This window comes from Leifsonia sp. P73, assembly GCF_051059105.1.
GTDB lineage: Bacteria > Actinomycetota > Actinomycetes > Actinomycetales > Microbacteriaceae > Leifsonia.
The window spans coordinates 2989994-3015079 of the sequence record NZ_CP194931.1 but is presented as its reverse complement, the minus strand read 5'-3'; the positions used below and the strand labels follow the sequence as shown (position 1 = coordinate 3015079).

Annotated in this window: 22 protein-coding genes and 2 pseudogenes; 17 read left to right on the top strand and 7 right to left on the bottom strand. The window is 69.9% G+C overall.

The window, feature by feature from the left end; genetic code table 11:
• Positions 1-41: 41 nt before the first annotated feature.
• The 9 genes from ACQ86L_RS15495 to ACQ86L_RS15455 all read left to right on the top strand — a co-directional run bounded on the left by ACQ86L_RS15495 (position 42) and on the right by ACQ86L_RS15455 (position 7026).
• A complete protein-coding gene (locus tag ACQ86L_RS15495) occupies positions 42-1523 on the top strand; it encodes a PQQ-binding-like beta-propeller repeat protein (protein ID WP_434316206.1) in 1482 nt (493 codons plus the stop codon).
• 424 nt (positions 1524-1947) lie between these two features.
• A complete protein-coding gene (locus ACQ86L_RS15490; protein WP_369961448.1) occupies positions 1948-2154 on the top strand; it encodes a cold-shock protein in 207 nt (68 codons plus the stop codon).
• Positions 2155-2317: 163 nt separating this feature from the next.
• Positions 2318-3412 (top strand): fatty acid desaturase family protein, encoded by a 1095-nt coding sequence (locus tag ACQ86L_RS15485; protein WP_434316205.1) that lies wholly within the window; start codon positions 2318-2320, stop codon positions 3410-3412.
• A 253-nt stretch (positions 3413-3665) separates the two neighbouring features.
• Positions 3666-3986, top strand: a complete 321-nt coding sequence (locus tag ACQ86L_RS15480; RefSeq protein WP_434316204.1) for an ATP-dependent DNA ligase — start codon at positions 3666-3668, stop codon at positions 3984-3986.
• 45 nt (positions 3987-4031) lie between these two features.
• Positions 4032-4658, top strand: a complete 627-nt coding sequence (locus ACQ86L_RS15475; protein WP_434316203.1) for a TetR/AcrR family transcriptional regulator — start codon at positions 4032-4034, stop codon at positions 4656-4658.
• A 75-nt stretch (positions 4659-4733) separates the two neighbouring features.
• The gene (locus tag ACQ86L_RS15470) at positions 4734-5651 is read left to right on the top strand and encodes an NADP-dependent oxidoreductase (RefSeq protein ID WP_434316202.1); all 918 of its coding nucleotides are present in this window, start codon (positions 4734-4736) and stop codon (positions 5649-5651) included.
• Between the two features lie 34 nt (positions 5652-5685).
• Positions 5686-6111, top strand: a complete 426-nt coding sequence (locus tag ACQ86L_RS15465; protein ID WP_434316201.1) for a GNAT family N-acetyltransferase — start codon at positions 5686-5688, stop codon at positions 6109-6111.
• A 7-nt stretch (positions 6112-6118) separates the two neighbouring features.
• Positions 6119-6451: a hypothetical protein gene (locus ACQ86L_RS15460; protein WP_434316200.1), complete on the top strand. Its 333-nt coding sequence runs from the start codon at positions 6119-6121 to the stop codon at positions 6449-6451.
• A gap of 47 nt (positions 6452-6498) precedes the next feature.
• Positions 6499-7026, top strand: coding sequence for a putative immunity protein (locus ACQ86L_RS15455; RefSeq protein WP_434316199.1), 528 nt, complete (start codon positions 6499-6501; stop codon positions 7024-7026).
• Positions 7027-7053: 27 nt separating this feature from the next.
• Here the strand turns inward: ACQ86L_RS15455 and ACQ86L_RS15450 are convergent, their stop codons facing one another.
• Positions 7054-7545 (bottom strand): hypothetical protein, encoded by a 492-nt coding sequence (locus ACQ86L_RS15450; RefSeq protein ID WP_434316198.1) that lies wholly within the window; start codon positions 7543-7545, stop codon positions 7054-7056.
• A 191-nt stretch (positions 7546-7736) separates the two neighbouring features.
• On the opposite strand from ACQ86L_RS15450, the gene ACQ86L_RS15445 reads away from it, so the two are divergent.
• The 3 genes from ACQ86L_RS15445 to ACQ86L_RS15435 all read left to right on the top strand — a co-directional run bounded on the left by ACQ86L_RS15445 (position 7737) and on the right by ACQ86L_RS15435 (position 10125).
• Complete coding sequence (locus tag ACQ86L_RS15445) at positions 7737-8333, top strand: TetR family transcriptional regulator (RefSeq protein ID WP_434316197.1); 597 nt, start codon at positions 7737-7739, stop codon at positions 8331-8333.
• Positions 8334-8472: 139 nt separating this feature from the next.
• Positions 8473-9591 (top strand): helix-turn-helix domain-containing protein, encoded by a 1119-nt coding sequence (locus ACQ86L_RS15440; RefSeq protein ID WP_434316196.1) that lies wholly within the window; start codon positions 8473-8475, stop codon positions 9589-9591.
• 6 nt (positions 9592-9597) lie between these two features.
• Entirely contained in the window at positions 9598-10125 is a 528-nt protein-coding gene (locus ACQ86L_RS15435) for a hypothetical protein (RefSeq protein WP_434316195.1), read from the top strand.
• Positions 10126-10134: 9 nt separating this feature from the next.
• Here the strand turns inward: ACQ86L_RS15435 and ACQ86L_RS15430 are convergent, their stop codons facing one another.
• The 3 genes and pseudogenes from ACQ86L_RS15430 to ACQ86L_RS15420 all read right to left on the bottom strand — a co-directional run.
• Complete coding sequence (locus ACQ86L_RS15430) at positions 10135-11448, bottom strand: ROK family protein (RefSeq protein ID WP_434316194.1); 1314 nt, start codon at positions 11446-11448, stop codon at positions 10135-10137.
• Between the two features lie 7 nt (positions 11449-11455).
• Positions 11456-11695 carry a glycoside hydrolase family 95-like protein gene (locus ACQ86L_RS15425; protein ID WP_434318907.1) on the bottom strand — a complete coding sequence of 80 codons (240 nt, stop codon included), beginning with the start codon at positions 11693-11695 and terminating at the stop codon, positions 11456-11458.
• A gap of 81 nt (positions 11696-11776) precedes the next feature.
• Positions 11777-13845: pseudogene (locus ACQ86L_RS15420) on the bottom strand (glycosyl hydrolase family 95 catalytic domain-containing protein); the annotation flags it as partial.
• Positions 13846-13960: 115 nt separating this feature from the next.
• Between ACQ86L_RS15420 and ACQ86L_RS15415 the strand changes: the two are divergent.
• The 3 genes from ACQ86L_RS15415 (at position 13961) to ACQ86L_RS15405 (ending at position 19746) form a co-directional block, all read left to right on the top strand.
• A complete protein-coding gene (locus ACQ86L_RS15415) occupies positions 13961-16171 on the top strand; it encodes an alpha-galactosidase (RefSeq protein ID WP_434316193.1) in 2211 nt (736 codons plus the stop codon).
• A gap of 89 nt (positions 16172-16260) precedes the next feature.
• Entirely contained in the window at positions 16261-18744 is a 2484-nt protein-coding gene (locus ACQ86L_RS15410; protein ID WP_434316192.1) for a X2-like carbohydrate binding domain-containing protein, read from the top strand.
• Positions 18745-18759: 15 nt separating this feature from the next.
• A complete protein-coding gene (locus tag ACQ86L_RS15405) occupies positions 18760-19746 on the top strand; it encodes an acetylxylan esterase (protein WP_434316191.1) in 987 nt (328 codons plus the stop codon).
• A gap of 75 nt (positions 19747-19821) precedes the next feature.
• Here ACQ86L_RS15405 and ACQ86L_RS15400 read toward each other — a convergent pair whose 3' ends face one another.
• The 3 genes from ACQ86L_RS15400 to ACQ86L_RS15390 all read right to left on the bottom strand — a co-directional run bounded on the left by ACQ86L_RS15400 (position 19822) and on the right by ACQ86L_RS15390 (position 23535).
• Positions 19822-21504: an ABC transporter substrate-binding protein gene (locus ACQ86L_RS15400; RefSeq protein ID WP_434316190.1), complete on the bottom strand. Its 1683-nt coding sequence runs from the start codon at positions 21502-21504 to the stop codon at positions 19822-19824.
• 85 nt (positions 21505-21589) lie between these two features.
• Complete coding sequence (locus ACQ86L_RS15395) at positions 21590-22540, bottom strand: carbohydrate ABC transporter permease (protein ID WP_434316189.1); 951 nt, start codon at positions 22538-22540, stop codon at positions 21590-21592.
• Positions 22534-23535 (bottom strand): ABC transporter permease, encoded by a 1002-nt coding sequence (locus ACQ86L_RS15390; RefSeq protein ID WP_434316188.1) that lies wholly within the window; start codon positions 23533-23535, stop codon positions 22534-22536. Before ACQ86L_RS15390 ends, ACQ86L_RS15395 begins: the two co-directional genes overlap by 7 nt.
• An 859-nt stretch (positions 23536-24394) precedes the next feature.
• Here ACQ86L_RS15390 and ACQ86L_RS15385 point away from each other — a divergent pair.
• Together ACQ86L_RS15385 and ACQ86L_RS15380 are read left to right on the top strand one after the other, a co-directional pair.
• Positions 24395-24586: pseudogene (locus ACQ86L_RS15385) on the top strand (ROK family protein); the annotation flags it as partial.
• Between the two features lie 101 nt (positions 24587-24687).
• Complete coding sequence (locus ACQ86L_RS15380) at positions 24688-25077, top strand: ROK family protein (RefSeq protein WP_434316187.1); 390 nt, start codon at positions 24688-24690, stop codon at positions 25075-25077.
• Positions 25078-25086: the final 9 nt, after the last annotated feature.

The window sequence follows — 25086 nt, the reverse complement described above, 5'->3', positions numbered from 1 at the left end:
GGAGGGGCGCGGCAGAATTCCGGGAGGCATACGCTGTCGCCATGCACCGCGCCACGCGGGGATCCGCCGGCCGCACGCGCGCTCGCCTCGGAGCGGCCGCGATGGCGGGCCTGCTGCTGCTCGCGGGCTGCACCGCGCCGGAGCCGCCGTCGCCGACCACCGCCCGCGCGTCGGACACGCCCTCGGACTCCCGCCCCACGCCGTCGCCATCGTCCACCCCTGTCGCGGTCCAGGTGCCCGGCGTCACGGCCTGGTCCTCGTACCACGCCGTCCCGGAGCGCACCGGGGCGGTGGTCGCCGGGGCCTCGCTCGCGTCGCTCACGCGAGCCTGGTCGGCCGACCTCGGCGGCGCGGTGTTCGGGCAGCCCGTCGTCGCGGGCGGCCGGGTGATCGCGGCCACGGAGACGAACCGGGTGGTGGCGCTCGACCCTGCCCGCGGCAGCGTCGTGTGGTCGGCCTCCCTCGGCGAACCGCTGACGGACGTCGGCTCGGTCGCCGGCTGCGGAGACATCGACCCGCTCGGCGTCACCAGCACGCCGGCCGTGGACACCGCCACCGGGACCGTGTACGTCGTGGGCGAGGTGAGCACCGGCGGAGGGGCGGTGCACCATCAGCTGGAGGGCTTCAGCGTCGCTACGGGACAGGTGGTGCTCTCGGAGACCGTCGACCCGCCGCTCCCCGGGGGCGAGGACCCGGTGCACCTCCTCCAGCGGGCATCGCTCGCGCTGGCGAACGGCCGCGTCTACATCGCCTACGGCGGCAACTACGGCGACTGCGGCACGTACCACGGCTGGGTCGTCGGAGTGAAGGAGACCGGCGCGCCCGACCTCGTCGCCTTCGAGGCGGCGGCGGACGGCCAGGGCGGCGCGATCTGGCAGGGCGGCGGCGCGCCCGCGGTCGACGCGGCCGGCGACCTCTACGTGTCGACGGGCAACTCCAACCCGGACCCGCCGAGCGGCGGCCCCGACCCCGTCCAGTACGCGGAGAGCGTGGTCAAACTGTCGCCCGACCTGAAACCGCTCGCCGCCTTCAAGGACCAGGGCGCGGGCGGCGACGACGACCTGGGGACGGGCAATCCGGTGCTGCTGCCCGGCGGCCTCCTGTTCGTCGCGGGGAAGACGGACGTCGGCTTCGTCTTGCGCCGGTCCGACCTGTCGGAGGTCGCGAGCATCAGCGGGATCTGCGGCAGCGATCCCGACGGCGGCGCCGCGTACGACCAGGCCACGAACCGCCTGTTCGTCCCGTGCAGCGACGGGGGCATCCAGACGGTGGACCTCGCCTCCAGCCGGCTCGGGCGGCGCCTGTCGGGCGCGAACGGTGCGCCCATCGTCGTCGGCGGGACGGTGTGGGCCGTCCAGTACCCGGGCGGGACGGTCAGCCAGTTCGACGCCTCCAGCGGAGCGGTGCTGCAACGGCGGCCGGTGGGAGACTCCGTGCCGCACTTCACGAGCCCGAGCACGGGAGCCGGGGTGCTGCTGGTGGGGACGGATTCGGGGGTGGTCGCCTTCCGCGGGGGCGGGTGAGCGGAAGGCGGCCGGACCGGTCGCGGATCGTGCTCACATGCACACGGTGTATGGTAGGCGGACATCCCGGCCAGCGTTGCCCGCGGCATCACCCGCGCCTCCTGTGGAGGCGAAAGGATTCACCATCACCAGCACTCCGCGGCCCACGGCCGCACTCACCTGGCGCAAAGCCGACGACACCGTCTGGGTCGCCACCGCGCACGACGAGTACGCCGGCATCGCCGAGCTCCACGACGGAGCGTTCCGCGTGCTCGACGACCGTTCGCACTCCGTCGGCACCGCGCCCACCCTCGCCGAGGCGGAGACCCTCCTCCGGCGCACCCCGACCCACCGCGTCCCTCGCGGTGCACACAGACGTCCGCGCCGATTCGCGCGCGGCGACCGGAGCCGACCTCTCGGCTCCCGAAGAATGAAGGAAGAAAAGATGCCCACTGGCACCGTCAAATGGTTCAACTCGGAAAAGGGCTACGGCTTCATCGCCCCGGATGACGGCAGCGCCGACGTCTTCGCCCACTACAGCGAAATCGCCTCCAACGGCGGTTACCGCAACCTCGACGAGAACCAGAAGGTCGAGTACGACCTCGCACAGGGACCGAAGGGTCCCCAGGCCGCGAACATCCGCCAGGCCTGATGGTTCCGGTGCCCGGTCGCGAGGCCGGGCACCGACTCCGTCGCCGCGCGCCGCTCTCGCGGACTACACCGGCGACACTCAGCAAGCGCGCCTACGCTTGCGGCATCTCGGGCATTCTGCCCCCATCCTCGGCTGGGAAGTCGTCGCATCAGCGGAGGAAGTAATGACCGCATCCACTCTCGGCCCTGTCACGAAGACGCGACAACGCGACGCGTCCCGGCCGGCGGTCACTAGCACCTACAACGAACTGCTCTCGCAGGTTCGCGGCGAAGGGCTCCTCGAGCGCCGCCGCGGCTTCTACATCGGCATGTTCGCCGTTCTCACGGTCGGTCTGCTCGGAGCAGCCGCCGGTTTCGTCCTGCTGGGCGACTCCTGGTTCCAGCTGCTCATCGCGGCGGCACTCGGACTGATCTTCACCCAGTTCGCCTTCCTCGGCCACGAGGCCTCCCACCGCCAGGTGTTCGCCTCCGGTCCCCGCAACGACCGCGCGGGCCGACTCATCGCGACCTGGCTGGTCGGCATGAGCTACCAGTGGTGGATGACGAAGCACACCCGTCACCACGCGAACCCGAACACCGAGGGCAAAGACCCCGACATCGCGTTCGACACCATCTCCTTCACCGAACGGGACGCCGCCCGCCAGCGCGGCCTGCTCGCGATGATCACCCGGCGCCAGGGCTACCTGTTCTTCCCGCTGCTCCTGCTGGAGGGCGTCAACCTCCACGTCACATCGATCCGGTCGCTCGTGGCGCGCGGCCCGGTCGAGCGACGCAAGACCGAGCTCGTCGCGATCGGACTGCGGCTCTCGATCTACGTCACCATCGTGTTCCTGATGCTGCCGCTCGGGATGGCGTTCGCGTTCCTCGGCGTGCAGCTCGCCGTGTTCGGCGTCTACATGGGCGCCTCCTTCGCCCCCAACCACAAGGGCATGCCGCTGCTTCCGCCGGGCTCCCGGGTCGACTTCCTGAACAAGCAGGTGCTGACCTCCCGCAACATCCGCGGCGGCTGGGAGATGAGCATCCTGATGGGCGGCCTCAACCACCAGATCGAGCACCACCTCTTCCCGAGCATGCCGAGGCCCCACCTTCGCCGGGCCCGCGAGCTCGTCCGCGAGCACTGCCGCGCCCACGACATCCCCTACACCGAGACCGGGCTCGTGAACTCCTACCGGATCGTCATCCGCTACCTCAACCGGGTGGGCCTCGCCGCCCGCGACCCGTTCGACTGCCCGGCGGCCAACCGGTACCGACGAGCCTGAGGGGCTTGCCGACCCTCGGCCGGATGTCAAGCAGCTGTGCACCCGCTGTGTGAGAGGACGCTGAGGGTGCGGACCTCCGGGAATACGCCGAGGTCGGCCGGTCACCCCCGCCGGACCTGGCAATCGGCTCCGTGGGATGGTCATTCCTCAGCGGGGTGGGTCAGACTGGAAAGGCACCTCCGGTTGACGTGAAGCCTCGCCTGGCACCCGATTCTTTGCCCCCCTTCCGGACTAACCGAGGAGGGCAACAATCATGGGCTACCTCAGCTACGAGAACCACGAGTACCAATTCGACGACCGCACTCTCGCGCATCTGCACATCGTGATCGTCAACAGGCTCCGGCACGGCCAGAGCTTCGCCATGTCCTGGAAGGACGTGGACGCCGTGGGCGGCGGACGCACCAGCATCTGGCTGCACCCGTCCAGCAACCTGCGCTTCCACTTCGACGGCTCCCGCACCCCCGCGATCAACGGGGACTGGCTCCAGCAGCTCGCGGACTCCGCCGAGAGCTCGCGCGGGCTGATCGTCGAACCGGAGGAGCGGGCGCCGCTGCGCGCGCTGGAGACGGCCTGAGGTCAGGGGCAGATTCCGCGCGAGGCCGGGACGTAACATGAGGGAATGACCGCGACCGCTGACTCGCCGACCGTGCGGTTGACCGCGCGCGGGGCGCAGACGCGCGAGCGGATCGTCACCGCTGCGGCCGAGCTCATGTACGTCCGCGGTGTCGGCGCCACCACCCTCGACGACGTGCTGGCGGCCGGCGGGGTCAGCAAGTCGCAGCTGTACCGGCACTTCGCGGGCAAGGACGAGGTCGTGCGCGCGGTCGTCGGGCTGATGGGCCGGCGGGTGATCGAGCGCGAGCAGGGCACGCTCGGCGGCGTGTCGACGATGGCCGGGCTGCGGGCCTGGCGCGACGCCCTCGTGGAGGGCAACGCGCTGCGGCACGGCGCCTACGGCTGCGCGCTCGGGTCCTTCGCGTCGGAGGTCGCCGATCACGACGATGTCGCGCGGAGCGCTCTGGTGGCGCTGTTCGCCGAGTGGGAAGGACTCCTCGCCGCGGCGATGCGTCGCCTGCAGCAGAACGGGGCGCTCCCGGCCGACGCGCCCGTCGATCGACTCGCGACGGGGCTGCTGGGCGCCCTGCAGGGAGGCTACCTGCTGGCCCAGACCGCCCGCGACGTGACCCCGATGGCGACCTCCCTCGACATGGCCCTCGCGCACATCGACAGCCTGACCACCGGCTGACCGCCCCTTCCAAAACTGGACTATTTAGTCCCGTTTGTGTTTACCTGTTCCTTGACTGATGCAAGGAGGTTCGCAATGAAGGCGATAGTGGTGACCGATGAGGCCGCGGGCGCGGCGGGGATGACGCTGGAGGATCGGCCGGAGCCGAAGCCCGCGATCAACGACGTGCTGGTGCGGGTGCACGCCGCGGCGTACGTCCCCACCGAGGTCGGCTGGCCGTCCACCTGGGTGGACCGCGCCGGCCGCGACAGGAGGCCGGCCATCCTCGGCCACGACCTCGCCGGCGTGGTGACCGCGCTCGGCTACGGCACCACCGGCCTCACGGTCGGGCAGCGGGTGTTCGGGATCACCGACTGGCACCGCGACGGGACCCTCGCCGAGTACGTGGCGGTCGAGTCCCGCAACCTCGCGCCGCTCCCGGGCTCCGTCGACTTCACGGTGGGTGCGAGCCTCCCGATCTCCGGTCTCACCGCCTGGCAGGGCCTGTTCCAGCACGGCCGCCTTGAGGCCGGCCAGACCGTCCTCGCGCACGGCGCGGCCGGCGCGGTCGGCACGATGGTCACCCAGCTCGCCCGGGAGGCCGGCGCCTACGTCATCGGCACCGGGCGCGCGGCCGACCGCGGAAAGGCGCTCGACTTCGGCGCCCACGAGTTCGTGGACCTGGAGAACGACGACCTCGCGGACGTCGGCGCCGTCGATCTGGTCTTCGACGTCATCGGCGGCACGATCCAGGAGGCGTCCGCGCGGCTGATCCGCCCCGGCGGCACACTGGTCACCGTCACGGGACTCGGGGACGTCCGCCCGGTGGACGGCCGCTCCGTCGACTTCGTGGTCGAGTCCGTCCCGTCGCAGCTGACCGAGCTCGTCCAGCGCGTCCGCGACGGCCGCCTCCGGACGAACATCGACGCGGTGGCTCCGCTGGAGGACGCCGTCGCCGCTCTCAATCCGACGCAGCGCCGCAACGGGAAGACCGTCATCAGCGTGCACTCCTGAGCATCCCACCCACCGCAGAAGAAAGGATCCCCGCATGACCACCGAAGACTTCGAATACCCCGATGAGGCCGGATACCCCGACGGCGTCGGCACCCTGACGGAGGACCAGGTCGTCCTCATCGGGGAGGTGGCGGACGACCACTCCCCCACCATCACCTTCTTCGTCACCGACAACGAGCCGAGCTCGACGTACGAGGCGATCTCCGGGGACACCGTGATCGGCGGCCTGACCTACGAGGACGCCGGCGGGAACAGGCGCGTCCTCCTCGCGACCGCGGTGTACCCCGAGTTCCGGGGCCAGGGAGTGGCGACCGAGCTGATCCGGCGCGTCCTGGACGACATCCGCAGGCGCGGCGACACCATCACGGTCCGGTGCCCGATCGTGCGGGCCTTCATCGACCGCAACCCCGAGTACGACGACCTCGTGGACCCGGAGCTCCCCGGGCTGCGCGCGAGCTAGCAGTGCCATGAACGCGAAGAAGAACAAGGATGCGCCGCACTTCCCGGTGATGGACGGCGCACAGCCCGCCCCGCGCGCGGACCAGATCGCCGGGATCGTCCAGCGCGTCTGGTCCGACTCCCGGCTCTACCACCAGGACGTCGAACCGTTGCTCCGCGAGTGGCTGACCGCCGACGAGTGCGTGGTGACCGACGCCGAGTTCGCGGCCCTGCTGGAGAAGGCCCGCGGCGAGTTCGACCGCATCGCGGCGGAGGACGACTCCGGTGCACCCGTCTGTCCGGCGGGCTCGCTCGTGGCGTGCGTGTACTGGGACGTGCAGGAGCTCGAACGCGCTCGGTGAGGTGAGGGCGTCCCCACGGGACGATCGGCGTGTGCCACCATGCCCGTGTGCCGTCATCGCAGACCCTGAGCCTCACCGACCGGCGGCTGGTGGCGGCGTGGGCGGCCGACTGCGCCGCCCGGGTGCTCGCGCTGTTCGAAGCCGAGGCGCCGCAGGACCTTCGACCCCGCGACGCGATCGACCGCGCCCGGGCCTTCGCGCGTGGCGAGCTCGACGCGGCCCAGGAGATCCGCGACCGCTTCGTCGCCGGGCGCGCGGCGCAGGCAGTCTCATCACCTGAGGCGGTCTCCGCCGCCCGGTCCGCGGCACAGGCCGCCGCGGTCGCGCACATGGGCGCCCACGCTCTCGGCGCGGCGGCATACGCGGCGAAGGCGGCGAGCCTGGCTCCGCAGGCGCGCCCCGGTGCGGCCGACCAGGAGACCGCGTGGCAGCTCGGACGGCTCGATGAGGAGACCAGGGCAGCGCTCAGCCGGTTGCCGTTGCTCGGTGAGGACCGTTCGGGTCCGCTGGGAGCGGGGCTTCTGACGAGGGGTGTCCTCGGGGCGGCCATTCGGAGGATCCAGGAGCGGCTGTGACAGCGGGGCACCCGTGAGCCGATCAGCTCACCGGCACCCGACGAACCCCGAGGTGGACACCCCGCCCTCCACACCCGCCTGCTCGATGGCCGCCTGGATGTGGTCCTTGAGCACCCCGGCGAGGATGACCGCCTCGGTCTCCCCGCGGGCCTTCATCCGCGTGAGGTCCGCTGCGGGCACCTCCGCGAGGGAGACGGGCTCGGTTCGCCAGCGCGGGTCGGCGAGGATTGCGCGCGTCGCGGCGAGGTTTCGGGCCGACCCGCTGTCGCCGGTCGAAGGATCGGCCTTCACCGTCAGGGTGAGGCAGCCCTGCTCCGTCGAGCCGTCCGACAGGGTGAACGCGCGGCGGATCGAGAGGTCGGGCGACGGTGAGGCGGTGTTTGAGCCTGGTGCCGGGCTGGAGGCAGGCGCGGCCGCGCTCGTCACGGCGCTGCAGCCGGTGACGCTCACCAGCAGCGCCAGCACGAGTGTGGCGGGGGCGGCGCCCCCACGCCGCCCCCGCGTATGCATCGTCGTCACCGTGAACCTGCTCCCCCGCCGCTCATGGTCCCGACAATGCAGCACCAACATACCAAAATCCCGGTCAGTGTTGATCACACGATAGAGCGTGGTGCGGCCGCCGTCAATCCGTCTGGTTTGCCGCCTGACGTCCCCGGCCGCGATATCCTTCACCGGAGCAGCACACGCTGGTGTCGAGGAAGGTCCGTCGGATGGCAGAACGCGCTCGGCAAGCGCAGGAGACCCGGGAAGCCATCCTCGACGCCGCCGCCGCCGAGTTCGCCCGCTACGGTTTCAGCGGGGCCCGGCTGGACCGGATCATCGCCGCGACCGGGTTCACGAAGGGCGCCGTCTACTTCCATTTCGCATCGAAGAAGGCGATGGCGGATGCGGTGCTCTCGGGGCGTTTCGACGCCTGGCCGGCGCTCGTCCAGGACGTCAGAGACCACGGCGGCCGCGGCCTCTCCGGCATGCGGCTCCTCGCCTGGCGGGTGACACGGACGATGGCGACCAACATCCGCACCCGCGCCGCCATGCGACTCAGCCAGGAGCTCCGGCTCGTCCCCCAGGGCGTCAACCCGTACGACGTCTGGGCCCAGCGCTTCATCCCGTTCCTGGACGAAGCGGTGGACGACGGCGACGCACCGGACTCGCTCGATCGCGCCCGAGCGGCCACGACGATCGTCAACTGCCTGTTCGGCGTCCTCTCGGTGGCCACCGACTCCGGAACGGAAGACCAGGTCGACGCCGAGCTCGAAGCGCTCTGGAGGCTCGTGACGCCCGGGCTGCGGACGGGAGGGGCGGGGTAGGCATACCTTTTTCCCCGCTCCTGGGTTTACTCATGCTTGCGTCCGAGCCGTAGGTGGCGCGTGGAGCATGGCCGAACTTTTTCTCCGAATCCACCTGGGCCCTCTTTCGATTTTCGCAATATATGACAGACTGATAACTATGCCTGAATCACTCTCTGACCGTGTTCGGCAGGTTGTCCAGCAAAGTGGGCTTTCGCAGGCCCAGTTCGCTGACCAGATAGGTATCGACGGCCCGAAGCTGACTAAGTCGCTGAGCGGCCAGCGCCGCTTCACCTCATTCGAGCTCGCGTCGATCGCCGAGCAGGCTGGCGAGACGGTCGACTGGCTCATCACAGGCCGCAGTCGCGGTCGTGTCTTCGCTCATCGTGCGGTGATGAACACTGCTGCGGGTGATGAGATCGGTCGCCAGAAAATCGATCTGATCGAAGATCGCGTTGCCGGTTTGCGTTTCATGGGCCGCCCGCTCGACTTTCCGGCGTTGCCAGTCCCGGTGCGCTCCGGTCGAAAGATCGATCAGGGCGCGAAGACGGCCATTCGATATGCAGAAGCACTTGGCGTCGGCGTCGCCGGTCTCTCCACTCCTGCACTAATCGATCATCTTGAGTCCAGGTTCGGAATCAACGTTGTGGTCGCTCAGCTCCCCGATGGGTGCGATGGTTTGTCGTTTGCGAGCGATGGATTGAGAGTCATCGTGCTGGCGACTTCTGACACGTCGCCGCATCGTCAGCGCTTCACCTTGGCCCACGAGCTGGGCCACATAGCATTCGACGATGCGTTCGACTCAGTAATCTCCGAACGCATGTGGGAGAGCCGTGAACTCGAGGAACTGCGAGCGAACGCTTTCGCTGCGAGTTTCCTTGCTCCAGCAGCGGAGGTGCGTGCGGCTATCGGAGGCCAGCCCGCTCGCAACGTTTTCGATTCTCTAGTCCTCGACTTCCAGGTCTCGCCGGAGTCGATGGCGTGGAGGCTGTTCAACGAAGGCATCATCAATGCCGACGAGCAGCGTGTTCTTGCCACTCCGTCTTCACGTACGGTTGCTATGAGAGCTGGCCGACCGGCTGAGTATGCCGAACGGATTGAGCTTGCTTCGCAGGAGCGCCCACCGCTCCGATTGGTCGGCGCTTACCTAGCTGCGTATGCCGACGGCGAGACAACGTTGAAGCCGGCTGCATCCCTCCTTGGCTGGTCGATCGAGCGCGCCGAAGCTTCGTTCGGCGATGCAGCCCATGAAGATTCCGACCCCGTTCACACCCTCTGACCGCTCGTGACCTTCTGGTTCCCGGACACATCGGTCATCGTAAACTTCGGCCATCTCGACCAGCTCGATCTGTTACGTGGTCACCTGCGCGGCAACGGCAAGGTCACCCAGGCCGTTTCGGCCGAGATTGCGGAATCTGCGAACTGGGTCACCCCACTTACGACGATCGACCAGCAAGAGTGGTTTGGAGAGCCAATCGAAGTTCCCGACGATGAAGGCGCTATCGAAGGCATCCGTGTGCACCGGTTCGGTGGCGAGCGAAGCAAGCCTAAGCAGCACCTCGGCGAGAGCGAGACTCTATATGTAATCCAGTTCGTCTCGGGCTACTCGGACGCTGTCTGGATCACAAAGGACAAGTCGGCGTACCAGTTCGGAAAGACGAAGGGGATAGTCACCCGCAATACGTTCGACATCCTGTGCGAGATGGTGGCGTTCGGGGACATTTCGAGCGCGGACGCGTTCGCATGGGCGACCAGGCTGGATGGGATGGACCGACTGTTCTACTGCCCAACTTCAGCATCCGATTTCGGGTAGACCGACCAGTCAGAGTCTCCAGCCTGCCCTCCACTTCACGACGCCATCGCCGCACTCGATCCGACGCAGCCCGCAAGGGAAGACCATCATCAGCGCACGCTCCCGAGCGGCCGGACAACGCGGAGGAGCCGAGTCCCGGCATCCCGCAGCCTCACACCACCAGCGCCCGGATCGCGCTGGCCGCGGCCCCCGCGCCCAGTCCTCGAAGGTGTGCGGCCGCACCGCCAGCTGGCACTGGTCGGCTGACGCGAACACGTGCTCGGAGTACGAGCGGCGCAGCGGCTCCTCGATGAGGTCGAAATCGGCCACGCCCTCGCCGCCGATGACGACGAGCTCGGGGCCGACCAGGTTGACGAGGCTGGCGATCGCGGCGCCGATGACCCGGCCGGCCTCGTCGAAGACCTCGACCGCCGCGGCGTCCCCGGCCCTCCGGAGCTCGACCGCCTCGCTCATCGTGACCTCGCGACCGTGGGCGGCTGAGACGGCGGCCGCGATCGCTGTCGTGGACGCCACGGCCTCCACGCAGCCGCGGCGGCCGCAGGCGCACACGTGGTCGGGCGACGTGAGCGGGAGGTGGCCGATCTCGCCTGCAACACCGTAGGCGCCCTCCACGACCTCCCCGTTCAGGTGGAGGCCGGAGCCGATGCCGCGGCCGATGGTGACGATGGCGAAGGAGCTCGTCCCGAGGCCGACGCCGAACCAGTGCTCGCCGATGGTGAGCGCGCGCACATCGTTCTCGATCACGACCCGCCGGCCGAGCCGTTCCTGGAGCGCGGTTCCCAGCTCGACGCCCTTCCACTCCATCAGGGCGGAGTCGCGGACGACGCCCTTCGCGGTGTCGACGTCACCCGATACCGCCACACCGACGGACGCGAGGCGCGGACCCAGGCCGTCGAGTCTCTGCTCCAGGAGCGCGCAGAGCTCCACGATCGCGTCGATGACTTCGGCGGGCGCGTGCGAGGTGAGCGGCAGCCGCTCCGACGCGATGACGCGGGTCGTGAGGTCGGTGGCGACGCCGATGAGCTCGTCCGCGTTCACCTTGATCCCGAGCGTCACGACCGCGTCCGGGACGAGCGCGACGGGACTCACCGGCCGGCCGGGCAGGCCGGTCAGCGTCGGTCCGAGCGAGTCGTTGAGGAGTCCCACGGCGACCAGCGGGGCGACGGCCTTGGTCACCGCCGCCTGCGACAGCCCGGTGAGCTTGGCCACGTCGATCCTGCTGATCGGGCTCCGGGTGAGGATCGTGGTGAACACGCGGGTGGCCGCATCGGACGACGAGCCGAGCAGCGCCGTCCGAGTCCGCACCTCGTCGTTCATGTCCATTCCCCGATCAGAATACGGGTTCCGGGACCGTGACGACGGCCGTTCCCCCGGCGGGCACGAGCACGTCGAGATCCGAGGCGCCGCAACGGACCGGCACGTTCCGTTCCGTCGCGCCGGGGTTGTGGAGCACGGCCTCCGTCAGCGCACCGTCCGCCCAGCTCAGGTCGACGACGATCCCGCCGCGGGCGTGGAGGCCGTCGACCCTGCCCTCCGGCCAGGCTGCCGGGAGCGCGGGCAGCAGCTGCACGCGACCGCCGTGGCTCTGCAGCAGCAGCTCCGCGATCCCGGCGGGGAAGCCGAGGTTGCCGTCGAGCTGGAACGGCGGGTGCGTGCTGAACAGGTTCGGCAGGAGGCCGCCCCACTCGGAGCCGTCGACCGGGCCGTGCCGACGGGCGTCGCCACGGTAGGGGGCGAGCGCCTCGCGCAGCAGCTCGTGCGCGGTCTCGCCGTCGCCCAGCCGGGCGCGCAGCGCGATCTTCCACGCCCAGGACCAGCCCATCGCGCCGGGGCCGCGGGCGTCGAGGAAGCGCCGGGCGCCCTCCGCGAGCGCGGGGTCGCCTCCGGGGTGATCAGCTCCAGCGGGTACACGCCGACGAGGGCGGACAAGTGCCGGTGGGCGGGCTCGTGCTCGGCGACGTCCGCCGACCACTCCAGCAGCCGACCGTCGGAGCCGACGCGGGGTTCGGGGATGGTGCGGAGCGCCGCCACGACCTCCCCGCGCAGCGTGGCGTCGGAGCCGGAGCCGACCGCGTCGATCGCGACCAGCGCACGGTCGAACAGGGCGCGGATCAGTTCGAGGTCCATCGTCGCCGTGAGCCCGAGCGCCCGGGGCGTGCCGTCCGCGTCGAGGTACTGGTTCTCCGGGGAGGTGGACGGAGCGAGGTACGCGACGCCGTCGGGGCCGACCTGGAGCCAGTCGAGGCAGAACTCGGTCGCGCCGCGCAGCAGCGGCCAGAGCCGGTCGCGCAGCAGGGCGTCGTCGCCGGTGAACTCGTACTGGTCCCAGAGCGAGTGGCACAGCCAGACGCCGCCCATCATCCAGATCGCCCAGCTCGGCGCGCCGCGCCCCATGCCGACCGGGAGGCTCCAGCCCCACAGGTCGCTGTTGTGGTGCGCGACCCAGCCGCGGGCGCCGTAGAGCTGGCGGGCGACGTCGCGGCCGGTCAGCGCGATACGCTCGACCAGCGAGATCAGGGGCTCGGCCTCCGCGGTGAGCCCGAGCGGGCCGGCCGCCCAGTAGTTCATCTCGGTGTTGATGTTGATCGTGTAGTTGGAGGACCAGGCGGGCCGGAGCTCGCCGTTCCAGATGCCCTGGAGGTTGGCCGCAGGACCGCCGGGCGCGGAGCAGGACTGCAGGAGGTAGCGCCCGTACTCGGCCGCGATCGTCGCCCGGAGGCCGTCGTCGGCGCCGTCGAGCACATCCCGCTGCACATCCCACCGGCCGGCACGCCGGCCGCCGATCGCGAACCGCGCCGCCGCACGGCGCTGCACGCCTGCGACGGAGGGGGACGTGTTCTCGCCAAGCGCGCCGAGAACGCGCTCCCGCGCGCGGTTCCGGATCGTCTCATGGGAGACGCTCCGCCACTCGTCGTCCGCGCCGGCCCACCACGACTCAGCGCGGGACGACGACGAGAGGGCGATCGACAGCCGACTGGCATGACGGATCGTCAGACCGGAGTCGTCGGATCGTGCCGTGCCGTTGCTCCGCACCGCAAGGGCCGTGGATGCGAAGCCGTCATACGTTCCGTCGCCCGGCTCCGCGTAGCGCAGGGCGGGGTCGACGGACTGTTCGTGCAGGGGCGCCCCGTCGATCAGGACGGCCAGATCGAGTCCGAGCTCGCCGTCACCGCTGCGGCGGGCGAGCTCCCGCAGCGGGGTGGACACGCTCACGCGCACCTCGGGAAGCGGCTCGTCGGCCTCGATGCGGACGATGAGCACATGCCCGGCGACCCACGAGACGCGGCGGACGGCGACTCCGCCGACCTCCAGCAGCTCCTCCAGGTAGGCGTCGTCGAGGTCGAGCACCCGCGCGGGCTCCCCCACCACCGGGGTCGCGCCCGGGAGGCCGACGAACAGGTCGGCCAGCGGCAGGAACTCCTGCGAGTACCGGCCCTCGAAAGTCATCAGCAGCCGCTCGGCTTCGGCGAGGTCGCCGCTTGCGAGCGCGGCACGCACCTCACGCAGCCGGCCTGGACCGGCGCCTCCCGCGAGGACACGGCGCAGCTCGTCCGCCGCCACCTCCGGGGAGCCCGACCAGATCAGCGCGTCGTTCACCTGGTAGCGGCCGGTCGCGCCCCCGAACGCCATCGCGCCGAGACGGCCGTCGCCGAGCGGGACGGCCTCCTCCCAGTGGGCGGCCGGCGCCGACCAGGCGAGCTGCAGCGTGTTCTTCGTCATGTGGGTCCCAGGAGTCCGTTCACCGACCGGAAATCACCGGCCGGGGTTGCAGATCACACAGTAGGCATGGTTTATTGACACTGTCAAGCAATTCCATTTCTCCGAGGAGCCATCCATGCTCGACGGCTACGGCGCCGTACTCGCCCTGCGCGCTGCAGGCACCTCCCTCGTCCTGGACACGGACGGACGAGTGCCCCGCGTGCTGCACTGGGGCGCCGACCTCGGTCCGCTCGACGAGGCGACGGCGGAGGCCCTGCGCGACAGCGGCGGCCCCGCCGTGCTCAACAACTCGCCGGACGTCCCCCGGTCGTTCAGCCTGTGGCCCAGCGAGTTCGAGGGCTGGGCCGGGACGCCCGCGCAGGAGGGGCACGCTGCCGGATCGGCGACGACGCCCCGGCCGCACACGGTGGCCGTGCGCTACGAGATCGCGGGCGAGGACGGCGACCTCGGCGGCCGCATCGAGTTCGACCTCGTGGACGAGATCACCGCGCTGCGGTCGACCATGTCGATCGTCCTCGACCGGTTCGGGGTGCTCGCGGTGGACGTCACCGTCACCCGCGACGCCGCGCTCTCGGGCGGCACGACCGCCGAACCGTACACGCTCGACGCCCTCCGTGTCCTGATGCCCGTGCCGGAGCGCGCGACCGACATCCTCGACTTCACCGGCAAGTGGTGCCGCGAACGCGCACCGCAGCGCGGCCCGCTGTTCTTCGGCAGCCACGTCCGCCGTGCCCGGCGCGGGAAGCCGGGCCACGACGCCCCGTTCCTGGTCGTCGCGGGCACCGAGGACCTCGGCTTCCGCCGCGGGGAGGCCTGGGCCGCGCACCTCGCGTGGAGCGGCGACGCCGAGTACGTGGTGGAGCGGCTCACCGAGGGCGCCGGCCCGTTCTCGTCCGTGCTCGGCGTGGGCGAAGGCCTCCGTCCCGGAGAGATCGCACTGGCCGACGGCGACAGCTACGTCGCCCCGACCGCGCTGTTCCTGTGGTCGGCGGACGGGCTCGACGGGCTCGCCGACCGCCTCCACCGGCGGCTGCGCGCCCGGCCCTCGCACCCGGCGAAGCCGCGCCCGCTCACTCTGAACTCGTGGGAGGCGGTCTACTTCGACCACGACCTCGACCGGCTCACCGCGCTCGTGGAGCGCGCCGCGCAGGTGGGCGTCGAGCGCGTCGTGCTGGACGACGGCTGGTTCCACGGCCGTCGCGACGCCAACGCCGGGCTCGGCGACTGGATCGTGGACCGCTCCGTCTGGCCGGACGGCCTCGGACCGCTGGTCGACATCGTCCGCGCCCACGGCATGGAGTTCGGGCTCTGGTTCGAGCCGGAGATGATCAACCTCGACTCCGACCTGGCCCGCGCGCATCCCGACTGGGTGCTCGGCCCGCGGCAGGCGCTCGGCGCCACCGCGCGCGACCAGCACGTGCTCGACCTCACCCGTCCCGACGCCTACGCCTACGTGCTCGAACGAATCAGCGCGATCGTGGACGAGTACGGCGTCGACTACATCAAGTGGGACCACAACCGCGACCTGTCGGAGGCCGTGAGCGGGTACGCCGGCGTCGACCGGCCCGCGGTCCACGAGCAGACCACCGCCCTCTACCGGATGCTCGACACCCTGCGAGCGCGGCACCCCGGGCTGGAGATCGAGACCTGCTCGGGAGGCGGCGGCCGGGTCGACCTCGGCATCCTCGACCGCACCGACCGGGTCTGGGCGTCCGACTGCAACGACCCGGTCGAGCGCCTCCAGATCGAGCGCTGGACCCGGATGCTGCTGCCGCCCGAGCTGATCGGATCGCACCTCGGCGCCGAGCGCTCGCACACGACGTCCCGTCGCACGGATCTCGCGTTCCGGCTGATCGTCGCGCTGACCGCGCACGCCGGGATCGAGTGGGACCTCCAGGAGGCCGACGACGACCAGCTCGCCCAGATCGCGCGCTGGGGCGCCGCGTACCGCGAGCTGCGCGGCCTCATCCACTCCGGGCGGGTCGTGAACGCCGACCTCGCCGACGACACCACCCTGCTGACCGGCATCGTCGCCGACGACGGGAGCCGCGCGATCTTCACCTGGGCGCGGCTCGGCACGTCCGCGCCGGGCCAGTCCGGCCGTGTGCGCCTCCCCGGACTGGACGCCGGCGCGCGCTACGCGGTGCGCGTCCGCGACGACTTCGGCACGGCCAGCCGTCACCAGAGCGCCGACCCGTCCTGGATCGTGGCCGCGGCCGGCGGCACGGTGGTCCTCCCCGGCGCGGTCCTCGCCGTCGCCGGCGTCCCGCTCCCGACCCTCAACCCCCAACAAGCGATGCTGTTTGATCTCGTCCGGGTCCCCTGACCCGTCACCCGATCGCTCCAGCCCCAGACGGCCCACCACATATCGCTGCGCGCACTGCCGCGCGCGAGCGCTTCAGAGAGGAAGAACGTATGAGAGGCCAGACACGCTCGCGACGAGGGCTGACCGCCCTGCTCGCGACGATCGCGGCGCTGGGGCTCGTGGCGGCTGCCGCGGCTCCCGCCGGCGCGACCCCGACAGGAACGCCCACCCCCACCGCTCCGCCGGCCACGGCGAGCGCGACCCCGACATCCACGCCGACACCGGCGCCCGCCCCTGCCGTGGACCCGTGGGCCGCCAAGCCCTACATGGGCTGGAGCAGCTACTCCATGCAGGTCTACAGCGGCAACGGCAAGTGGATCACCGCGGACCAGATCATCGCCCAGTCCGACGCCATGAAGGCGAAGCTGAGCAAAGCCGGTTACGACTACATCAACGTCGACTCTGGCTGGAACGACGGCGTCGACGCCAACGGCCGGCCGGTGCCGAGCGCGACGCTGTACCCGAACGGGCTGAAGGCCGTCATCGACCACGTCCACGCGAACGGCCAGAAGTTCGGCCTGTACTTCATCCCGGGAATCTCCCCCGCGGTGTACCAGGCGGCGTACCCGATCGCGAACGCGCCGGGCTGCACCACGCACGACATCGTGAAGCAGCCGCTGCAGCAGGCCGACTACTGGAAGATCGGCTACCGGCTCGACTTCTCGAACCCGTGCGCGCAGAAGTACATCGACTCCATCGTCGACCAGCTCGCGTCCTGGGGCGTGAACTTCGTCAAGTTCGACAGCGTCACCCCGGGCTCCGGCATCAGCGACCTCTCGCTGGACGCCCGTGACGACGTCGCCGCCTGGTCGAAGGCGCTGAAGGCCAAGGGCATCTGGTTCGAGCTCTCCTGGGCGCTCGACATCAACTACGCCGACACCTGGAAGCAGTACGCGAACGGCTGGCGCGTGGAGTGGGATGTCGAGGCGTACGCCCCCGGCGTCCAGCTCACGCAGTGGAGCAACATCGCGCGGCTGTTCCCACCGGCCGCGGACTGGTGGCGCTACGCCGGCCCCGGCGGCTGGAACGACTTCGACTCGCTCGACGTCGGCAACGGCACGATGGACGGCCTCACCCAGGACGAGCGCCGCACCGCCACGACGCTGTGGGCGATCTCGGCCGCGCCGATGTACGTCGGCAACGACCTGACCAAGCTCGACCAGTTCGGCGTGGACCTGCTCACCAACAAGGAGGTCGTGGCCGTCGACCAGACCGGCACGCCCGCCCAGCCGGTGTCGACCTCCACCACCAAGCAGGTCTGGTACGCGCCGAACGCGGACGGCAGCTACACCGTCGCCCTGTTCAACCTGAGCCCGACCGAGTCCGACATCACCGCGAACTGGTCCGACCTCGGCCTCAGCGGGCCGGCGAAGGTCCGCGACCTGTGGGCCGGCAAGGACCTCGGCACGTACTCCGGGAGCTTCACCGGCCAGACCGTCCCGATCCACGGTGTGCGCCTGCTCCGGGTGACCCCGCAGAGCGGCACGACGGTCGCGCTGAACGACGACGCCCAGCGGGTGACGTACGCGGGCCAGTGGACCCGCAACGGCGGCAACGAGGTCGTCGCGACCACGCAGCCGCTGGCGGTCGCTGTGGGCGACTCGTCGACCGGCACCGTGCCGACGCCGCCCGCGTCCGGCCGGGTCGTCGCGGTCAACGACAGCGATTCCGGCATCACCTACACCGGCGGCTGGGGGCAGAGCGGAGGCCGCGGCCTCGGCGACTATCAGGACGACGTGCACTACACCGAGGGCGACGGCTCGTCGTTCCAGTACACGTTCACCGGCACCGGCATCGACTACGTGACCGAGCTGGATCAGTCGCAGGGTTCGGTGGACGTGTACCTCGACGGCCAGTTCCAGAAGACCGTGGACACCAGCCGCGCCGCCGGGCAGCCGCGGCTCACCCAGCAGGTGGTCTGGAGCGCCAGCGGCCTCCCGAACGGCTCGCACACCCTGCGCGTGGTCAAGAAGTCGGGCCAGTTCATGCTGCTCGACAAGCTCGACGTCACGCTGGCGAGCCTGCTCGACCCCGACACCGCGGTGTTCGACAAGGCGAAGCCCGCCGACGTCGCGGTGACCCTGCAGCGCGACGGCAGCGAGCTCGCCGGCATCGTGCGCGACGGCACGGCGCTGAAGCGCGGCACGGATTACACCGTGTCCGGCACGACCGTGACGATCGCCTCGGCGTATCTCGCGGGCCTGGCGAACAGCACCGTGTCGCTCGGGTTCCAGTTCCGCGGGGACGCGCACGACGACATCCACGCGACGACCACGAACGGCGACACGGCCGGCCTGACCTTCACCGGCACCGGCGTCTCGTGGATCGGACCGACCGCACCCGACCAGGGCACGGCCGAGGTCTACGTCGACGGGAAGCTCGCCAAGACGGTCGACACGCACTCGGACAGCCGCCGTACCGGGCAGAAACTGTTCAGCGTGACGGGCCTGCGCGCCGGGCAGCACACCATCCTGGTGAAGAAGGTGTCCGGGGACATCCTCCGGAACGACGTCTTCCAGTACACGGCGAAATGATGAACTAGGAGTCCCATGCCCCACCCCGCGTCGCCCGACGGGGGTGTCCGCCTCAGCGCGGATGCCCCCGCCGGGCGCGCCGGCTTTGCCGGCGCCCCGTTCCCCGCCGTCCTCGGCACCGAACCGCTGCCGACCCCGGACGACTATGACGCCTTCTGGGCGGACGCCCTCGACCTCGCGCGCCGGCACAGCGTCGCGCCCCGCGCCGTCCCCGTCGACACGCTCCTGACGACGATCGACGTCTACGACTTCTCCTTCGCCGGCGCCCGCGGACGCACCGTGACCGGCTGGCTGCGGCTCCCGCGGCACCGGGAGGGCGCCCTCCCCGCCGTCGTCCACGCGAACGGCTACGGCGCCGGCCGGCTCTCCCCGCTCGACGACCTGACGTGGTCCGCTGCGGGGTACGCGCACCTGGTGGTGAACACGCACGGCCAGGGCGGAGGCAGCACCGGCCACCTCCTGGACGGCATCGAGGACCCCCGGCGCTACTACTACCGCGATGTGCTCGTGGACGTGACCCGCGCGGTGGACGCCGTGCGCGAGCTCGACGAGGTCGACGCGTCCCGCGTGGCCATGATCGGGAACAGCCAGGGCGGCGGCATCGCCCTCGGCGTCGGAGCGCTCGCGCAGGGACTGGCCGCCGTGCTCGCCCAGTCGCCGTTCCTCACCGACGCGCCGACCGCGCTGCAGCGCGCCGCGCAGGGTCCGTGGACGGAGCTGCGGGCCTACCTGACCGAGCATCCCGAGCGCGCGGACGCGGTCGCCCGCACGCTCGCGTACGTCGACGGCGTCACGTCGGCACGGCACGCGACCGCCCCCGGCTGGATGTCCGACGGGCTGGCCGACGACATCTGCCCTCCCGAGACGACGCGCACCGCGGTCGCGGCGTACGCCGCGCCGGTGCGTTTCCGCGAGTGGCCGGGCGCCGGGCACGAGGCCGGCGGCAGCGGGGATGTGGAGGCTGCGCTGCGGGCTCTGCGACAGCGGTTCGGCGTCGGCTGAGCTACCCGCACTTCCCTAGACGACTCCGGCCCAGCCTCCGACATCGTCGGGGCTGGGCCGGAGCTCGTTACGGTATTACTTCTTGCTCTTGTCGTACGCCGTCTGCAGGGTGCTCAGGTAGTCCTTCAGCCCGAGCCCGTTGAAGCCCGCCAAGTACGAGTTCCAGTCCGTGTCGAGGTTCTTCGAACCGGTGATGAAGGCCAGCGCGTTCTGCGTCACGTAGTTGTCGATGTTGGTCTGCTCGGTGGCGATCTGCGTCGCCTTGGCCGGGTCGGGCCACACCCTCCACGTCGGGTAGATCGCGCTCTTGTCCTCGTGGCCCTTGTAGAGCTGGGTCGCCTCGAACAGCCGGCGCTCGTACCCGGACGGGTCGTAGATGTCGGTCGGCTCGACCTGCGCACCGCGGAACTTCTCGTTCTGGTTGTACGTCGAAAGCGCCTGCCACTGGACCGCATTGGCGGCGTCCTGCGAGAGCTGGAGGTTCTTGAACAGCGGCTTGTCGGCCGGGTCGAGCGACTGGTCGCCCGCTGCCGGCTTGGACCAGCCCTGGCCCTCCGGACCGAAGTTGCCGTCGAGCTGCCCCTTGTTCGTGAAGAGGTAGTTCACCATCTTGATCGCGGCCACCTGGTCGTTCTTCGACGCCTTGTTGGTGAGCAGGAACGTCGCACCCGGCGTGCTCCCGAAGGCGTACGTCGCGAAGTTCGCTCCGTTCGGCCCGGTCAGCGGCGGCACCGCGTCGTACTGCTTGTCACGGCCGTCCTTGGCGCCGGGGCTGACGAAGATGTACGGGTGCAGGGCACTCGCGCTCCCGAGCAGCACCGAGCCGGTGTTGTTGCCCTCCTGGGCCAGCGCCGCCGGGTTCTGGGTGAAGGCGCCCTTGTCGATCAGGCCGGCGTCCCAGAGCGACTTGATGTACTTGAGACCCTCCTTCCAGCCCTCCTTGTTCGCCTGGATGTCGACCTTGCCCTTGTTGAGCACGGTCGTCGACTGGATGCCCTTGTCCGGGTTCTGCGGGTCGTAGATGAACGCGTTCATGAAGAACGGGATCAGGGTGTCGTGCGAGTCGCCGCTGAGCGGGATCTCGTCCGCCTTGCCGTCGCCGTTCGGGTCGCCGGTCTTGAACGCCTGGAGGACCTTGGTCATGTCGCCCGTGGTCTTCGGCATCTGGAGGCCGAGCTTCTTGAGCCAGTCGGTGTTGATCCAGAGCTTCGACGGGTACTGGATGTGCTGCGTCTCGGCGAGCTGCGGGAGGCCGTAGATCTTGCCGTCCGGCGAGGTCACCATCGCCTTGTAGTCCGGGTTGGTGTCGATCACCTTCTGGATGTCGGGCGCGTACTGCTTGATCAGGTCGTTCAGCGGCAGCGCGACGCCCTGCTTGGCGAGCTTCTCGACATCCACCGGGTTGAACTGGTCCACCCACGGGATGAGCAGGAACATGTCCGGGTAGTCGCCGCTGGCCATCAGGATCTGGCGCTTCTCGGGCGCGACGGAGGAGTCCTGCGTCGTGGTCTGCCAGGAGAACTTGATGTTGAACTTCTTCTCGAGCTCTTTGGTGAACGCGTTCGTGGCGAGGTCCTGGCCGGTGCCCTGCTGGGCGAAGACCGAGAGGTTCGCCGTGCCGCCGACCTTGTCGTCGGCGCTGGTGGGGGCGCTGGTGCAGGCCGTCATGGCCAGGAGTGCGAGGCCGCTCGCCGCCGCGGTGAGCGTGCGCACGAGCCGGCGCCGACGGCGGGTTCGGCTGTCGGTGATGGGTAGCATGTGTGTTTCCTCCTTTGGAAATGCAGTGCGAAGCGATGGTGCGCGTGGTGGGTCTGTGGGGTCGGGGGCGACGGCGGATGCCGGGTCAGCCCTTGACCGAGCCGATGAGCACGCCCTTGTTGAAGTAGCGCGCGACGAAGGGGTAGATGACCAGGACCGGGACGCTCGTGATGACGATGAGCGAGTACTTCAGCAGGTTCACCAGCTCCTGGTTCTGCGCCTGCGCGGCCAGATCGTTCGTGCCGCCGTTGGTGGCGTTGAGCACCAGGATGTTGCGGAGCACGAGCTGGAGCGGGAACAGGTCGGAGCTCTTCAGGTAGAGCAGGGCGTCGAAGAAGCCGTTCCACTGGCCGATCGCGTACATGAGCGCGATGACAGCGATCAGCGGCTTCGACAGCGGGAGCACGACGCTCCAGAGGAAGCGCAGGTCGCTGGAGCCGTCGAGCGACGCCGCCTCCACCAGCTCCTCCGGGATCGCCGACTTGAAGAAGGTGCGGGCGATGATGACCTGCCAGACCGCGATGGCCTGGGGCAGGAGGAGCGCCCACCGGGTGTCGAGCATCCCGAGGTTCTGGACGACCATGTACGTGGGGATCAGCCCGCCGCTGAACAGCATCGTGAACAGCAGCAGGGACATGATCACGTTGCGTCCCATGAAGGTGCGGCGGGAGAGCGGCCAGGCGATGCAGACCGTCAGCGTCGTGCTGATCAGGGTGCCCGCGACCATGTAGAACAGCGAGTTCGCGTAGCCCAGGAGCACCTGCGGGTCGGCCAGCACCGTCTGGTAGCCCTGGAGCGTGAAGTCGACGGGCCAGAGCAGGACCCGGCCGGCCGTCACAGCCTGCGGGGACGAGAACGAGCTGGCCAGGATGAACAGCAGCGGCAGCAGGACGACGAGCACGGCCAGCGTCAGCCCGAGGTAGATGACGACCAGGAGCGCGCGGTCGGAGGCGGACTCCCGGATGCGGCGCGTCTTCTTCGACACGGCGGCGGGACGGGTGCGGCGGCGCGCCCGCGAGCTCTCGATGGTTACCACAGTCCACTCCCACTGATTCGTTTTGCCACCCAGTTGACGACGAGCAGCAGCACCAGGTTGATCACCGAGTTGAAGAGCCCGACGGCGGTCGCCGTGCCGAAGTCGGCGTTGAGGATGCCCAGCTTGTAGACATAGGTCGCGATGATCTCGGACTGGCCGAGGTTCAGCGGGTTCTGCAGCAGGAAGACCTTCTCGAACCCGATCGACATGATGTTGCCGACGCTGAGGATCAGGACGATCATCGCCGTCGGCATGATGCCGGGGATGTCGACGTGCCAGATCTTGCGGAGCCGGGAGGCCCCGTCCACTTTCGCCGCCTCGTACAGCGACGGGTCGATCCCGGACAGGGCCGCCATGTAGATCACCGCGGAGTACCCGGCGGTCTGCCAGACGTCCGACCACACGTAGATGTGCCGGAAGTAGCTCGGGTCGCCCAGGAAGTCGGGCGACTGCACCCCGAAGAAGCCGAACACCTGGCTCAGCACGCCGAGCCGCGGGGCCATGATCAGGATCAGCATCGACACCACGACGACGGTCGAGATGAAGTACGGCGCGTACGTGACCATCTGGACGGTCTTCTGGAACCACCGGTGCCGGACCTCGTTGAGCGCGAGCGCCAGGATCAGCGGGATGGGGAAGCTCGCCAGGATCGCGTAGCCCGACAGCAGCAGGGTGTTCTGGACCAGCGTCGGGAACACCGGGTTCTGGAGCATCGTGGCGAAGTTGGCCCAGCCGACCCACGGGCTCCCCCACACGCCGAGCACCGGGCTGTAGTCCTTGAAGGCGATGATCGCGTTGGAGATCGGCACGTACTTGAAGATCACGAAGTACGCGAGCGGGAGGATCGTGAGCAGGTAGAGCTGCCAGTGCCGTCGGAGGGCGACCCGCCAGCGCTGCGCGAGGGTCAGCCGGTTGCGCGGCACCCGCCTCGGAGTCGCCGCATCCGGGACTCGCGCGGCCGGCGGCGCCGGGGCCACGGGCGGCGCGCTCGTCATGAGGCCGCATCCTTCGTCATCGAAGACTCCCAACAAGAGATGAACTGGTTCCTCACCTCGGCCGGAACAGCGGTCCCGAGGGGGTGGTCTATAGCAAAACCTATTTCTTTGCCGCTGTCAATAATCTCTGATGGATGTGTTGCTCGTGTTGCGCATGAGTCGCCGCAATCCCTTGAAAAGACGGCCCTCGGAGCCGGTCGGAGTTACAACACGCTGGAAATAAGATACCCAAATCGGCGCGCGGAACGGCCCGGATGTGTACTAGCCTTGTCGCACGCCGGACAGCACTGTCGGCAGGTACGGGGGTGCGGGGCCCGGTTCGACGACCCGCCACACAGATCAGGTGCACGATGAGCTTGAGCATGTCCGAACACACAGCACGCCGACCCGTGCTGGGCACGGCGGCGTCCGCCGAGATCTTCACGCGCATCATCACGCACGGCCCCGTCAGCCGACTCGACATCGGCCGGCTCACCGGCCTGTCGCAGGCGAAGGTCACCAAGACGGTCAGCCCGCTCATCGCCGACGGCTTCGTCACCGTCGGCGAGCACGCCGAGCACGCGTTCCCCGGCCGGCCGGTGCGACCGCTGAGCGTGGTCCCGCGCTCCATGATCGCCGTCGGGGTGAAGGTGAACGCCGACGAGATCTTCGCCGTCACGGTCAGCCTGGGCAACGAGGTGATCGGCTCCACCCGCCGTCGCCTCACGAGCCACGCCCCTGACGCGACGATCACGGCCATCGTGAAGTCGGTGGAGACCCTCATCGACCAGCTCGGCGACGACGCCCGGTTCCTCACGGGGGTGGGAGTGTCGGTCTCCGGCGACATCGACAACACCGACGGAGTGGTCCGCGACTCCCCCTGCTCGGCTGGACCCACGTCCCCCTCGGCAGCCCGCTCTCGGCCCGGCTCGGCCTCCCGGTCATCGTCGAGAACGACGTGCGCGCACTCGCCAAGGCGGAGCAGTGGTTCGGTGTGGGAACGGACGCCGACTCCTTCGCCATCATCACGATCGGCGCGGGCATCGGCTGCGGGATCTACGTGAACGACGACGTCGTGGTCGGCGCCCACGGCGTCGCCGGCGAGATCGGCCACCTCCCCTGGGCCCGAAGGACGCGGTCTGCGTCTGCGGCCGCCGCGGCTGCGTCGAAGCGGTGGCGTCCTCCCACGCCATCCGCGACGCGGTCCGCCAGGGCCACGACGACCCGACCCTCACCCTGGCCGACGCGATCCGCCTCGCCCACGAAGGCGACCGCATCGCCGTCGACGCCTTCGAGCGGGCGGGCACGGCCATCGGCGCCGCGGTCGCCACCACGGTGAACCTCTTCGGCCCGGAGGTCGTCGTGATCGCCGGCGAAGGGGTCATGGACTACGACCTCTACGAGCGCCGCTTCCGCGAGGAGTTCCTGGCGCACGTGTTCGGGACCGCCGCGAACTGCCGGCTGATCGTGCGGCGGCACACCTTCGTGGACTGGGCGCGCGGGGCTGCGGTGGCGGCGCTGCGGGAGGCGATCAGCGTGGCGCCGGGCGGGGCGGGTGAGTGAGCGGGCGGA

Bases quoted from the DNA above. Each gene is read 5' to 3' on its own strand.
- ACQ86L_RS15495 (WP_434316206.1), top strand. From the start codon at position 42: ATGCACCGCGCCACGCGGGGATCCGCCGGCCGCACGCGCGCTCGCCTC.
- ACQ86L_RS15485 (WP_434316205.1), top strand. From the start codon at position 2,318: ATGACCGCATCCACTCTCGGCCCTGTCACGAAGACGCGACAACGCGAC.
- ACQ86L_RS15475 (WP_434316203.1), top strand. From the start codon at position 4,032: ATGACCGCGACCGCTGACTCGCCGACCGTGCGGTTGACCGCGCGCGGG.
- ACQ86L_RS15390 (WP_434316188.1), bottom strand. From the start codon at position 23,535: ATGACGAGCGCGCCGCCCGTGGCCCCGGCGCCGCCGGCCGCGCGAGTC.
- ACQ86L_RS15405 (WP_434316191.1), top strand. From the start codon at position 18,760: ATGCCCCACCCCGCGTCGCCCGACGGGGGTGTCCGCCTCAGCGCGGAT.
- ACQ86L_RS15490 (WP_369961448.1), top strand. From the start codon at position 1,948: ATGCCCACTGGCACCGTCAAATGGTTCAACTCGGAAAAGGGCTACGGC.
- ACQ86L_RS15440 (WP_434316196.1), top strand. From the start codon at position 8,473: ATGCCTGAATCACTCTCTGACCGTGTTCGGCAGGTTGTCCAGCAAAGT.
- ACQ86L_RS15410 (WP_434316192.1), top strand. From the start codon at position 16,261: ATGAGAGGCCAGACACGCTCGCGACGAGGGCTGACCGCCCTGCTCGCG.
- ACQ86L_RS15480 (WP_434316204.1), top strand. From the start codon at position 3,666: ATGGGCTACCTCAGCTACGAGAACCACGAGTACCAATTCGACGACCGC.
- ACQ86L_RS15415 (WP_434316193.1), top strand. From the start codon at position 13,961: ATGCTCGACGGCTACGGCGCCGTACTCGCCCTGCGCGCTGCAGGCACC.
- ACQ86L_RS15430 (WP_434316194.1), bottom strand. From the start codon at position 11,448: ATGGACATGAACGACGAGGTGCGGACTCGGACGGCGCTGCTCGGCTCG.
- ACQ86L_RS15470 (WP_434316202.1), top strand. From the start codon at position 4,734: ATGAAGGCGATAGTGGTGACCGATGAGGCCGCGGGCGCGGCGGGGATG.
- ACQ86L_RS15400 (WP_434316190.1), bottom strand. From the start codon at position 21,504: ATGCTACCCATCACCGACAGCCGAACCCGCCGTCGGCGCCGGCTCGTG.
- ACQ86L_RS15465 (WP_434316201.1), top strand. From the start codon at position 5,686: ATGACCACCGAAGACTTCGAATACCCCGATGAGGCCGGATACCCCGAC.
- ACQ86L_RS15460 (WP_434316200.1), top strand. From the start codon at position 6,119: ATGAACGCGAAGAAGAACAAGGATGCGCCGCACTTCCCGGTGATGGAC.
- ACQ86L_RS15445 (WP_434316197.1), top strand. From the start codon at position 7,737: ATGGCAGAACGCGCTCGGCAAGCGCAGGAGACCCGGGAAGCCATCCTC.